The following is a 12,697-nucleotide window of genomic DNA, read 5'->3' as shown; positions in this document are numbered from 1 at the left end:
GCTCGCGACTTGGCAGTTCAAAGGACATCATCATGCAGCACATACGTATATCTCCCATGTCTATAAACGACCACGCCGCGGCAATGGCGCTGTGGCAGGACACCCCCGGCATCGGCCTGTCCGCAGCCGATGGAGCAGAGGCCATGCAGTCCTATCTGGAGCGTAATCCCGGCCTCAGCCAGTGCGCCTGGGCAAACGGGCTTCTGATCGGCACGGTCCTGGCCGGTCATGACGGGCGCAGGGGATATCTGCACCACCTCTGCGTGCACGATGATTTCAGGCACCGGGGCGTCGGGCGTCAATTGATCGGACGCGCCCTTGAGGTGCTGGACGCCCTCGGCCTGGAAAAGGCCCACGCTTTCCTGTTCACGGACAACGAGTCAGGGCGCAGATTCTGGGACCGGATCGGGTGGACATGGCGCACGGACATCGGAGTCGTTTCCATCACCATCGCGGAGGCGTTGAAATGATCACAAACCTGTTGGCCCACAGCCGCGAAGAACTGGACTATGTACGCGCCATCCGCCGTGAACTGCACCGCTTCCCCGAGGTGGGGACGGACCTGCCCCGGACCAGGGCGCTGGTGCTGCGTGAACTTGCCAAGCTCGATCTGAACGTGCGCGAAGACGTGGGTGGCGGGATCGTGGCCGACCTTCATGGCCAAAAGGGAAGCTCGCGCATTGCCCTGCGCGCCGACATGGACGCGCTGCCGATCCAGGAAGAATCCGGACTCGAGTTCGCCTCCGAGATTTCAGGCCAGGGCCATATGTGCGGTCACGATGCGCACACGGCCATGCTTCTGGGCGCCGCGCGCCTGGCGTGCGGCCGGGGCAGGACATCACACGCCGGAATCCGCTTTCTCTTTCAGCCCAACGAGGAATTCCAGCCGGGCGGGGCCAAGGCCATGACAGAAGCCGGATGCCTTGACGGCGTGAGCGAGGTCTACGGTCTGCATGTCTGGCCCGGACAGCCCACGGGCTGGTTCGGAACGCGTCAAGGCCCGCTCATGGCAAGGCCGGACGTCTTTTCCATCACGCTCAACGGCAAGGGCGGACACGCCTCGGCCCCGCACCAGTGCATAGACCCCATCCTGGCCGGCAGCCATCTGGTCGCCGCCCTGCAGGGCATCGTCTCCCGCCGGGTTGCGCCGCATGAACGGGCAGTCCTGAGCGTGACCCGCTTTCAGGCCGGGAGCAGCTACAACATCATCCCGGACACGGCATTTCTGCAGGGCACGGTGCGCACTCTTAACGAGAGCACCGGGGACCTGGTGCAAGCAGAAATGCAAAGACTCGTCTCCGGCCTGGCAGCGAGCATGAACGTGCGGGCGGAACTGGATTACCAACGGGGCTATCCGGTGGTGGTCAACGATGCGTCGAGCACCGACCGCGCCGTAAAGGTGCTGCAGGGCATCTCGGACAACGTTGATGCGGGGATCGAGCCGGTCATGGCGGGAGAGGATTTCTCGTACTACGTGAACAAAGTTCCAGGCTGTTTCATCTTCATGGGTTGCGGCCACTGCTCCGAAGACGGCCGGGGCGGCCTGCACAACGCCTGTTTCCATCTGGACGAGGACTGCCTAACCTGGGGCGTCGCGGCCCTGGCCGGTTTGGCGTTGCAAAAGGCGTAGGCGGAGCGGGCATATGCTGCCTCGGGTTTCGGCCTCTTCGCGCGGGCGGAAAATTTGCGTGAATTCCGTAGGGGCGGCCCTCCGTGGCCGCCCCATGTTCGGCCGCCGTAGGTCGCCCGGGCTGCACACCGGAATTGGGCAGGCACGGGGGCCTGCCCCTACGGAATGATCTGGCGGAAAATTCGTAGGGGCGAAAAATTTTTCGCCCCTACAATGTATCGCCCGAATCAATAATCACATCAACGCCACAATCCCGTACGGGCGGCCCTACGTGGCCGCCCTTCTTCGCCCGCCGAAATTGGGCAGGCACATGGGCCGGCCCCTACGGTTGCTCGTAAAAAACGTAGGTCGAAAATTCCGAAACCTCGAAATAGACCTTTTTTTCATTCGGGCCAGCCAGACCGTCCAGGTTCTCATCGGCAACCCCGTATCCGAAACGGTAGCCCCGGGCCTGGCTGTCGGAGGTGCCGTAGGCCGTCGAGAGTTTGTCGATCTTCACAAACCGGCGCACAAGCGTGTCGCCGGAATAGACTTCAAGCACTCCATTGGTCCCGGTCCAGTTCTGGATGGACCGGCCCAGCTGATTCTGGGCTTCCTGCGTGCATCCGAAAAGACCGGCCAGCAGTAACGCGAACAATAGCTTTTTCATCACTCCTCCATTCTCTGTGCGTGACGACGAACAAACGTCTATCAAACCGTCCCATCCCCGCGCCGCCACTTGGTCCAGGCCGGAAGATTCTCCCAGGCTTTTCGCATCTGCCCCTCGTGGGCGTCGGTCAGCGGGTCGAGCGTACGCAGGGCGGCTTTAAACGCCGGGCCGTGATTGCGGTGCGCCACATGGCAGAGCTCATGCAGGACGACATTGCGCACCAGGGGCGCGGACAAAAAGAGCAGCTTGGCGTTGAGGCTGATCGTGAGTCGGGCCGAACAGCTGCCCCAGCGCCCGCCCTGATTGCGCACCTGCACGCCGCCGATGGGCACGTCGTGATGTGCGGCCAATTCCCTGCAAAATGGAATCAGATGCGTCTTGCCCAGGTCCACCAACCACATCTGCAGCAGGGTGGCTCCGGCCCCGACCTTTCCGGACGGCAGGAACACGCTCAGGCCCTGCTCGCCTGCATGCAGTTCGGCGCGGGAGCCTTCCTCATAACGTACGGGAAATCGGCGGTCCAGAAAATCAAGCCGAACTTCGTCCGGAAGCGGGTTCTGCCCCGGCGCCTCCCCCCTGTCCGTAAGTTCGCTCAGTCGCTCAAGAAGCCAGGCCCGGTGGCGCTCCAGAATGGAAGGCACTTCGGAGGCCGAGACACGGTATGGCAACACAACCTCGATCCCCTGACAGGAACGCATTTTGAGCCAGACCTTGCGGGCGCGAAGACTGCGGGTCACGGTAACGGGAATGGATTGCCAGTGCATAAATGAAAAAGGGCGGCTTGCGCCGCCCCCGTTTTACCAGATGTTTTCGCGTTGAGTCGCCAGCGCTTCGACCTGCTCGTCAAAGCCCGAGAATCCGGCCTGATGCAAGGCATCAAGAACCGTGGTCTCCCAATCCCAGTTGGAATAGATGACCGGCTTGTGGAAGATGCTGCGAAAAGAGGCCAGCTCCTGACGATAGAAATCTTCCTTCACGCTGCCCAGATTGGACTGCAGCTGTTCGTGCAGGCGGGCCAGCTCCCCTTCATACCAATCCATGAGGTCGGGACCGGAGGTATTCTTCTTCAAAATGTGCTCGTAGCGATTTTCAGCCAAAAGCATGTGCAGGCGCTCCAGGTGCTGTTCCTTGAGCCACGCGCCAAGGCCCGCGAGCGGAATGTTTTCGGCTTCCACCTCGGCCACGTCGAACTTGGTCTGCTGGTAGGTATCCGGCACGACGGAAGCAGAGACGATTCCGGCAATGCAGACCAGGCCCCGGATGATCTTGGAGTTGGACACGCCCTGCCCGCAGAAGCCGACCTTCTTGCCGAACTTCTGACCGGTGAAGATGGTGGTCAGGATGGCCCAGACCACGGCCGGATCTTCCTCGTCATAGATGTGGCGCAGTCGGGCGTTGTCACGGTCCGTGCCAAGCACAAGCTGGGTCATGTCATTGGAGCCGATGGAGAACCCGTCGAACTCCTTGATGAATTCCTTGGCGAGCACGGCATTGCTCGGGATCTCGGACATGAGGATGATCTTGAGGCCCGAGTCGCCGGAATGAATGTTGTGCACCTGCCCCAGATACCGTTTCATGGACCGCGCTTCTTCCAGGGTACGCACAAAGGGCAGCATGAGGTGCAGGTTGCCGCCGCCGAATGCGCCGCGCGCCAGCTTGAAGGCCTCAAGTTCCCAGTCGTGGATGTTGCGGGAAACGCCGCGATATCCGAGCATGGGGTTGTCTTCATGCCCCTCGAAGAGCAGGCCGCCGAGCAGATTGCGATACTCGTTGGTCTTGTAGTCCGTGGTGCGGTAAACAATGGTCTTTCCGTGGAAGGCCATGGAGAAAAGGGCCAGGCCCTGGGCCAGGCTCTGGATGTAAAGTTCCTTGCCGCTGCGATAGCCGCGCGACTTGAGAATCTCCTGGATTTTCTCAGGCAGGGTGCGGACGGTGTCCATTTCCTGCTGCAGGCCGACCTTCTTGGCCACGTCTTCGCGCATGGCGGAGATCTTCTCCATGGTGCTGACGATGACCGGATCGCTTTCGATGCGGGCCATGTCCTTGGCGATGGCGTCCTGAATCTCCAAACGGCGGCGCTGGGACCGGGGATCGGTCCCCAAAAGCTCCAGCTCGTCGGCATAGCCCATGATGACCGCGACATGGTCCTTGAGGTTATGGGACGTCTTGAGCACTTCAAAACGCTGGGTGGCGAACTCCAGATGTTCGTCAAGCTTCTTGTCCAGTTCGCGCAACTGGCGGTGGATGGCCAGCACCTCGTCGGTGCCCTTGGCCCCTTCCCGCTCGGTCAGCTCTTCCATCTTGCGGGCCAGTCCGGTGACGATGCCCACGTAACTGCGCAGCTTGATGTCCAGGGAGACGATGCCCGCAGCCATCTGCTCAAAAACGATCTTGGTCAGGTCGTTCTCGAGAATTTCGAGCTTGGTGCCGACCACGGTTTCCAGGGTGCCCAGATCGTAGGCTTCAAGAGCCAGGGGGTGCACGCCTATATTGCCGAGCATGAACTCGGCGCGCAGCAGGCCCACTTCAAAATCAGGCACATCGCGCAGCCGTGACAAAAACAGGGACTGTCCCACGTCGGCCAGAATCAGGCCGACCTTGGTCTTGGTGGCCGGCAGCTTGCTGACATCAATCTCGCCGCCCACGTCGATGAGCGGCAAAAGGCCCCGATAAATCTTGCCCCGGGAGCCGTCCACGGTCACTTCGTGGTTGTCCAGGGTGCGCAGTTTTTCCAGACGCTTGATGCCGATGACCGCCGGGATGCCCAACTCGCGGGAGGTGATGGCGGCGTGGCTGGTGTCACCGCCGGCGTCGGCCATGATGGCCGCGGCGATGCGCATGCCGGGCACCATGTCGGGATCGGTACGCTCGGCGGCCAGGATGTTGCCTTTGTTGATCTTGTTCAGTTCCAGGGCGGAACGCAGATACCGCACCGAACCCTGACCCGCGCCACGGGATGCGCCGTTGCCTTCGAGCAGCACTTCGGCATGCTTGGCGGCTTCGGGATCCACTTCCTTGCGGCGCATGAAAATGGTGTGGGGATGATGCTCAAGGTCTTCATTCCAGCGGGTCTCGGGACGGGCCTGCACGAACCAGAGGCGATCCCACTGGTCGATGCAGAACTCCGAATCCATGATCATTCCGCCGTAGCCCTTGCTGATGCAGCGCACGCCCTTGGCCACGGACTCGGCCTGAGCCAGAGACAGGGACCACCTAAAAGCCATGTCCTCGGCCACGGTTTCGACCTTGGTCCCGCGTCCGGATTCCTTGTAGACAATGCGCTTGTCCTTGCAGCCCATGTAGCGGATGACGATCTCCTGACCGTCCTCGCGCTGGAACACGTAAAACTTGTCGGGGGTCACCAGGCCGCTGACCACGGCCTCGCCCAGGCCGTAGCTGGCGTCGATGGACACGAGATCCTGGCGCGACGTGCCCCGGCACCCGGTGGACGTGTCGGCGGAGAAGGCCGTGCCGGAAATGACCGGGTTGATCATGCGCATGATGCACACGGACAGGGAGGTGTTCTCGATGGCCCACTCCTGCTTGGCCTTGATCCCGATCTGGTCATCGCCGGTCTGCTCGGCCTTGGCCACGGCATCAAGGATGGCCTCGCGCCGGTAGGTCATGGAGCGCAGGTTGTAGGCGGAAGCACAGTCCCAGTGATAGGCCTGCACGACATAATTCTCGCCGACAATATTGAGGTACGTGTCCTGCAGTCCGGCAAAAGCCTTCTTGCGGCTGTCCTCGCCGGCCGCGGAGGAGCGTACGGCAACCGGTTCGTTCTCCAGGCCCGCTTCCTTGCAGATCTCAAGGTAGGCTCCGCGCACGGCTTCGGCCACATCCTTGGGGAGATCCACGGACAGGATGGCGGCCTGCACAAGCACGGACCTTTTGCGCAGCTGATCAATGCCCTCGGGGGAAACGGCGAAACCTTCCACCACGTTGTTGATGAAGGTACGCAGGCGGATCAAGGTGCCTTCCTGTTTCTTGGCGGCCTCCTTCACATCAAGGGCGATCTTGCGGACGAACTTCTGCAGAAATTCCGAATCCTTGTTGATCTCGGCATCTGTCCAGTCCATGGAATCGTACGCCCTGTCCACCGAAGTGCGGACCAGGGCGGCGTTGACCTTTGTCTCATCGAGAAGCTTATGGAAGGCGATGGAGGAGATGGCTCTGAATTGCGGAGCCCGGATGCCTTCAATGGTGCTGATGATGGCAGTGTTGTAGTTCTTGCCGCCGACCAGAAGCTCGGCATCTTCGCCAATGGTCACGATGTCCTTGCCGGTCAGGACGAGCTGCTTTTGAATCTGCTCTATCCTGGCCGAAGGCGTTGCGACCTCCGCAGGCGTATCGGCTTTCTTTTTGGAACTCTTCTTGTCGCTCTCAGCCATCTTCTCCTCCTCTTTCGTGCGCAAATCGAAATCAAATGTGATCGCCCGGAAAAAAACTGGGCTTGGGGTACATGTAGACGCGTTTGTACGTCAACAAAACTGGACCTTCATGACACGAAAAAAATATATGCAAAAGTTCTTGACAGAAAAGAACAGACGCCCGGGCCTGCCCTAGACCTTCTGACCGCAAGACGGGCAGAACTTGAAATCATCCCTGGTCACCGGTGCCGCACAGGTCGGGCATTTACGGGGAGCGGGCACAAGCTCGACCAGAAGCTCCCCTTCCTTGACCGGTACCATTTTTTTATCTTCCTGGTAATCAGCAAATTTAAGCACGCGCTGGACCATGCCTTCCACTGGCGCAAGAATGGATTTCTCCTGCTTCATGATGGAGATATTGAAAAGCTCCTCACCTTTCTTGACCAAATCGCCGGGCTTGACGTGCACGACCCACAGGTCGCCGCTGGACGGTGAACCCACATGATACGGATTGCGGGAATCGGCCATCTCCACGCCGGAATCATCCTTGCCGGAGGCTTCAGCCACCTTGACTTGCATGGAAAAAGACTCGGAATCAAGAGAATAGGAAACAAGGCTCATGCCATGATCGTCCGGACGCGAGATATGCTGCAGGGAAAGGACATGATGTTTGCCCTGACTGTCTTTGAACATGACCTCGTCGCCGGCTTTGAGACCCTCGAACCAGACATGCAGAGGCAGGCGGTTGCAGTCTCCGTATTTGCCCACGAACTTAATGGTGTTCAGCGCGTCGCCCGGATGGCTCAGATACATGACCAATTCTTCTTCCGTGGGAACCCGCCCGATGTGCTCGGTCAAGCTCTGCTGTTCCTTGGCCACGTCGATGTCCAGCAAGGTCGTCAAGGGAGAAGACTCAGTGCGCCGGGAAATGGCGTCCCGGTATTCCGGGCCGAAAGCGGATTCATAGACCCAGTCCGGCGGAAAACCAAGGGGGAGACGACCAAACTTGCCCAGCAGCAGGTCGCGGAAAGCGTCGTTGGCATCCTGATAGATATTGAGGCGCTCGGCGCGGGTTTCTTCCGAGAGCATTTCCTCGGGCACGGTCACGACCTGATCGAGCACAGTCAGGAGCTTGCGCACGCCGCGCCTCCCTCCCCGCTTGTAGGCACCGGTCACGGCCAGGAAGGCCGTGTTCCAGGTGATCTGGGAACCCGGGGTCACGTCGTGATAACGCACGATCTTGCGGATTCCGGCCAGGAATTTGAGCATGAAAGGCAAAAGATGGATATAGCCCTGCTTCATGGCCCCTTCCTGGGACGAGGACGTCGCGCCGCCGGGCATGCCGTGCTCGATGACGTCGTAGTCGATACCCTGGAAGTACGGGGCGGTGTAGCGGTCGTAATAGGGCATGATCTGCTTGAGCACGAAACCGGTGGTGCGGATCATGTCCTTGTTGAGATTGGTTTTAAGACCAAGCTCTTCAATATAAGCCGCCGTGGAGAGGACCTCGCCCTGTCCGTACCAGCGCACGGAAGCGCCGATGGCCGTATCCACGATATGCGCGCCGGCTTTGGCCGCCGCGGCCACCGCCGGCACGAAGAGGCCGTCGGTGTAGTGACGATGCGAATGGACGACCAGTTCAGGATAGCTTTTGCGGATGGACGAGACCAGCTCGGTCATGAACACGGGCGGGCAGACTCCGGCCATATCCTTGAGGCCGAGGATGATGAGGCGTTCGGCCTTCTTCTTGGAGCAGCCCGCGACCTGGGCGGTCATGTCGATGATCTCCTGCACCACGCCCAGATAATGGGGCACGTCAAAGCCCTTGGCGTAGGACAGGGAGATGGCCGGCTCCCAGATGTTCTTCCTTGAATTCAGGGCCACTTCGGCAAAGGGGCGCATGTTTTCGATATGATTCAAAAAGTCGAAACAGCGGATGACATCGTAATGCTCGCAGATCATCTCGCCGGTGCGGCGCATGATATTGCGTGGTAGCGGCTTGTAGCCGAGCACGTTGGTGGAGCGGATGAGGATCTGCTTTAATGTCTTGGGCGCGAACTCGTTCCATTCCCGGGCTTCGCTGAACGGGTAGGTCATGTTGGCCAGCATGGCGACATGAAAATGCGCCCCGCCGCCGTTCTCCAGGGAGAAAAACCCGCAGTTGTCAAGATAGGGCCCGATGATGCGATCTTCGGCCAACCGAAAACGGTTGCCAGAGTTGGACTGGGTGATGTCGCGGGTGGTCGTGTCCGAAAAATGGACATGGTCGGAATCGCGGATATAGGCAAGAATCGCGTCCCTGTCTCCACGGGGATAGGGATATTCGTAATATTCCGGTTCGACGCCCGGCAAGGATGGTTTGAAGGCGTCCATGCGCTTGCCGTCCCTGGTCCGATACTCCCCAAGCTTGACGTGGGGATTGTACCCATGAGCGGAAATTTCGGCCACCAGCCGTGAAAGACGCACGGCTTCGGACTCCTTGTCCATGTAGATCATGAGCTCCGGAGCGCTGGAGACGAACTTGGTATCATACTCGCCGGCGCGGAACCGTGGGTGTGCAATGATCTGGCGATGGAAATGGATGGTGGTCTTGATCCCGCCGATGATATATTCATCCAGGGCCCTTTCCATGATTCCAAGCACCTTGTCCCACTGCGGGCCGTAGGCGATGAGCAGCGATGCCGCCGAATCGTACTGGGAAGGAAAATCATACCCGCCGCAAACGCACGAATCCACGCGCACTCCGGGACCGCCCGGAGACAGATAGCGGGTGATGCGGCCGGCGTTGGGCGAAAAATTGTTCTGCGGATCTTCGCAGTTGACGCGGACCTGAATGGCATGGCTCTTGGGCGTGCAGTTCGCTTCGGTCAGGCGCAGCGTGGCTCCGAAGGCCACGGCAATCTGCTCTTCCACCAGATCAATGCCGTATCTGCACTCGGTGATGCCATGCTCGACCTGCAGGCGCGTATTGACTTCGATGAGATAGGCACGTCCCTCGGCATCGACCAGAAACTCGACGGTGCACAGGGAATGGTAGCCCACTGCGCGCACCAGCTGCCGCGAATATTCCTTGAGCTGTTCACGCAGTTCCTCGGTCATGCCCGGCCAGGGGGAGGGGGTGATCTCGACCAGCTTCTGGTGATTGCGCTGCACGGTGCAGTCGCGTTCGTCAAAGGCAAAGACATTCCCGTACTTGTCGGCGATGACCTGGATCTCGATATGCCGGATGGAGGTCAGCAGACGCTCCACATACAGTCGCGGATTGCCAAAGGAAGCCTGGGCCAGAGTCGAGGCCTTGATGAAGGCGTCGGCCAACTGGTCCTCGCTGAACACTTCATAAATGCCGCGTCCGCCGCCACCTCCCTCGGCCTTGAGCATGACCGGCAATCCTATTTCGGTGGCCACGACCTTTGCCTCTTCCACGGAGACGGCTCCCTCCGAGCCCGGCACCACCGGGATGCCCAGCTTCTGGGCCAGGATGCGTACCTGCACCTTGTTGCCCAAGAGCCGCATGGCTTCGGATGTGGGACCTATGAAAATAATTCCGGCAGCGGCGCATTTCAACGGGAAGGAATCGTCCTCGGAGGCAAAGCCCCATCCGGGATGGATGGCCGCCACGCCCCGGGCCTTGGCCAGAGAAATTATCTTGTCGATGTCAAGATACGCTCGCGAGTTCTCCCCGAGATGAAGGAGTTCCTGGGCGCCGGAGGTAAAAGGGGCGGTCTTGTCCACATCCGTGGCCGTGATCATGGGCACGGCATGGAAAACTTCCTTGATGGAGCGGACAATTCGTCTGGCGGGAATGCCGCGATTGGCGACAAGAATCTTCTTGCCCCTTAACTCCAGGGCCACTTCTTCAAAACTGCGGGAAAGCTGCGAACACATATATTTCTCCGTATGCGTTATATTTGACCTTCCAATCAGCCCTCGGGGCGCAGCGAACCGGAATGCACGATCCGCCTTTCGCCGCCGGTGAGAAGGACTATGCCTCCATCCGGAGCTATCCCCGCATACGTTCCGCAAACCGATGATCGATTGTCCGAAACGCGCACCAAGGTTCCGAGATAGGCTAGAACCGGCTCAATTAACTGGGAAAACTCCAGAGGGGTCGAATCAGAAAGTTCAGTACTATAACGGAGCCGACCCAAATCCACAAGCCGTAACCACAGGTCAAAAATGGTCATCCCGCGCAAATGCCCGCCGAGACTGGCCGCGACGCAGGCGTGATCGCGGCGCAGATCCGCATCCTCGGGGCATGAGGTGATGTTGATCCCTATCCCGGCCATGAGCACATCCCCTCTCTCCTCGATCAGGATTCCGCCGATCTTTCGACCGTGCAGCAGAATATCATTGGGCCATTTGAGCTGCACAGGCAGGCCGAGTTCTCCCAGCCCCAGGCAAACGGTCCAGCCGACCAGGACGGAGATCATGTTTTGCCAGGGAAGAGGGGGAACGGGCAGACGCCAGGCCGCGAAAAGATTGCCGGGCCGTGAAATCCAGGTCCGCCGCATTTGCCCCCTGCCGGCCCACTGCCGGGTGGACAGGACCGAATCCCACGGATCAAGCCCCCCCTGCCCTGCCAGGTGTGCGGCGACGTCAAGCACCGAAGAGCATGGCCCGCAGAGATAGACACGCTCGTCAGGACGAAGCGGGTCAAGCCCTCCCGCGCCAAGGATCGCGGACGCGTCATCATGCTCCGCGTGAAAGGCGTCCGTGACGCCGACGATATCAGGAGTCCAGAGAATAGGCATGGGCTTTTACCAATACGAATCGGATCAGGATTGGCCTTTTTGTTTTTTTTGCATGAGCAGGCGCTTGAGTTCGGATTTGTCTCCTGCTCGATACACCTGCGCGGGCTGGGAACGGACCGGGGTGGGACGAGGCGCCACAGGGCGCGGAGCCTCTTCGCTGGGGGGAGCCTGCTGGGCAACGGCAGCTGCCGGCGCAGGCGCAACCGGCCGTTCCATCGGCGCGGGCGCGACCGGAACCGGCTGCGGCGCGGGTGACGCGCCAGATGCCCCAACGGGCGCCGGGACAGCCCGTGGCGTTGGGCGTGGCGCGGCTACAGGCACCGGACGCGGCGCAGGGAGAGGCGGACGGACGACGGAGGCAGCCGTCCCCGCCAACGCCGGCACCGGTGTCTGCGCATAGGTGAAACCCGTGGGAGTCTGCGGGGAAGAGCCGGGGACAGGCTGATAAAAAATGGAGCGCATGTAGCGCTTGGCCTCGAACATGCCTGTCACGCCGGTCAGGGACTCGGTGGATCCGATGATCAGGGACCCGTCGGGTTCAAGCACGGAGGCAATCTTCTCGAAAACCATCTTCTTGTCTGCCGGGGTGAAATAAATCGCCACATTGCGGCAAAAAACTATGTCGAACTTGCCTAGCCCGGCAAACGGCTTCATCAGATTGAACTTCTTGAAGACGGCCATTGCCCGGATCTCGTCCCTGATCTTCCACCCGTCGCCCTGGAGGGTGAAGTATTTGTTCAGAGTCTGCAGCGGCAGGCCGCGTTCTATCTCGAATTTATTGTATTTCCCGTAGCTTGCCTTGGTCACGGCCTCATCGGAGATGTCAGTGCCGAGGATGGAAATCTGAAAATTGTTCAAGTTGCCCAGCGCTTCACGCAGGGCGATGGCGATGCTGTAGACTTCCTGTCCGGTGGAACAGGCTGCGCTCCAGATGCGCAAGGGGATGTTGCGGCCTGAGACCGATTTGGAGCGGGCGTCGATCAGGTCCGGCAGAATCTTGTGCTTGAAGACTTCAAAAGGAGACGCGTCACGAAAAAAAAGAGTTTCGTTGGTGGTGATGGCGTTGACGATCTCTTTTTCCATGTTTCCGCTGCGATCGGCCTTGGCCTTGGCATGCAGATCCAGATACGAGGCGCAGCCGTATTTTTGCATCATGGATTTGAGCCTGGTCTCGACCAGATAGGTCTTGGTCGAGTCCAGGGCCACTCCGCAAATGGAGTAGATGTATTTGGACAGGACGCTGAACTCGTCAGCGGTGATGGTCGTCATTTTGCCGCCACTGTTGGTATTGGCACAG

At 59.9% G+C, this 12,697-nt stretch carries 8 protein-coding genes; 2 read left to right on the top strand and 6 right to left on the bottom strand.

The annotated features are described in order from the left end of the window. Positions 1-32: 32 nt before the first annotated feature. Together DBAC_RS04465 and DBAC_RS04460 are read left to right on the top strand one after the other, a co-directional pair. Entirely contained in the window at positions 33-470 is a 438-nt protein-coding gene (locus tag DBAC_RS04465) for a GNAT family N-acetyltransferase (protein WP_015773096.1), read from the top strand. Next, positions 467-1,630: a M20 metallopeptidase family protein gene (locus DBAC_RS04460; RefSeq protein WP_015773095.1), complete on the top strand. Its 1,164-nt coding sequence runs from the start codon at positions 467-469 to the stop codon at positions 1,628-1,630. Before DBAC_RS04465 ends, DBAC_RS04460 begins: the two co-directional genes overlap by 4 nt. A gap of 322 nt (positions 1,631-1,952) precedes the next feature. Here the strand turns inward: DBAC_RS04460 and DBAC_RS04455 are convergent, their stop codons facing one another. The 6 genes from DBAC_RS04455 to DBAC_RS04430 all read right to left on the bottom strand — a co-directional run bounded on the left by DBAC_RS04455 (position 1,953) and on the right by DBAC_RS04430 (position 12,669). Next, positions 1,953-2,279 carry a hypothetical protein gene (locus DBAC_RS04455; protein ID WP_015773094.1) on the bottom strand — a complete coding sequence of 109 codons (327 nt, stop codon included), beginning with the start codon at positions 2,277-2,279 and terminating at the stop codon, positions 1,953-1,955. 41 nt (positions 2,280-2,320) lie between these two features. Further along, positions 2,321-3,043, bottom strand: a complete 723-nt coding sequence (locus DBAC_RS17655; RefSeq protein WP_015773093.1) for a M48 family metallopeptidase — start codon at positions 3,041-3,043, stop codon at positions 2,321-2,323. Between the two features lie 33 nt (positions 3,044-3,076). Further along, positions 3,077-6,670, bottom strand: coding sequence for a PEP/pyruvate-binding domain-containing protein (locus DBAC_RS04445; RefSeq protein ID WP_015773092.1), 3,594 nt, complete (start codon positions 6,668-6,670; stop codon positions 3,077-3,079). 171 nt (positions 6,671-6,841) lie between these two features. Then, positions 6,842-10,534: a pyruvate carboxylase gene (locus DBAC_RS04440; RefSeq protein ID WP_015773091.1), complete on the bottom strand. Its 3,693-nt coding sequence runs from the start codon at positions 10,532-10,534 to the stop codon at positions 6,842-6,844. Between the two features lie 35 nt (positions 10,535-10,569). Further along, positions 10,570-11,400, bottom strand: a complete 831-nt coding sequence (locus DBAC_RS04435; protein WP_015773090.1) for a biotin--[acetyl-CoA-carboxylase] ligase — start codon at positions 11,398-11,400, stop codon at positions 10,570-10,572. 24 nt (positions 11,401-11,424) lie between these two features. Further along, entirely contained in the window at positions 11,425-12,669 is a 1,245-nt protein-coding gene (locus DBAC_RS04430; protein WP_015773089.1) for a CheR family methyltransferase, read from the bottom strand. Positions 12,670-12,697: the final 28 nt, after the last annotated feature.

It is taken from the genome of Desulfomicrobium baculatum DSM 4028 (genome assembly GCF_000023225.1).
GTDB classification, from domain to species: domain Bacteria; phylum Desulfobacterota; class Desulfovibrionia; order Desulfovibrionales; family Desulfomicrobiaceae; genus Desulfomicrobium; species Desulfomicrobium baculatum.
The sequence above is the reverse complement of the archived record's forward strand: the minus strand, read 5'-3'. Positions and strand labels throughout refer to the sequence as shown.

What these genes read in the sequence shown, in the direction of transcription:
- DBAC_RS04465 (WP_015773096.1), top strand. Translation starts at nt 33, where the DNA reads ATGCAGCACATACGTATATCTCCCATGTCTATAAACGACCACGCCGCG.
- DBAC_RS04460 (WP_015773095.1), top strand. Translation starts at nt 467, where the DNA reads ATGATCACAAACCTGTTGGCCCACAGCCGCGAAGAACTGGACTATGTA.
- DBAC_RS04455 (WP_015773094.1), bottom strand. Translation starts at nt 2,279, where the DNA reads ATGAAAAAGCTATTGTTCGCGTTACTGCTGGCCGGTCTTTTCGGATGC.
- DBAC_RS17655 (WP_015773093.1), bottom strand. Translation starts at nt 3,043, where the DNA reads ATGCACTGGCAATCCATTCCCGTTACCGTGACCCGCAGTCTTCGCGCC.
- DBAC_RS04445 (WP_015773092.1), bottom strand. Translation starts at nt 6,670, where the DNA reads ATGGCTGAGAGCGACAAGAAGAGTTCCAAAAAGAAAGCCGATACGCCT.
- DBAC_RS04440 (WP_015773091.1), bottom strand. Translation starts at nt 10,534, where the DNA reads ATGTGTTCGCAGCTTTCCCGCAGTTTTGAAGAAGTGGCCCTGGAGTTA.
- DBAC_RS04435 (WP_015773090.1), bottom strand. Translation starts at nt 11,400, where the DNA reads ATGCCTATTCTCTGGACTCCTGATATCGTCGGCGTCACGGACGCCTTT.
- DBAC_RS04430 (WP_015773089.1), bottom strand. Translation starts at nt 12,669, where the DNA reads ATGACGACCATCACCGCTGACGAGTTCAGCGTCCTGTCCAAATACATC.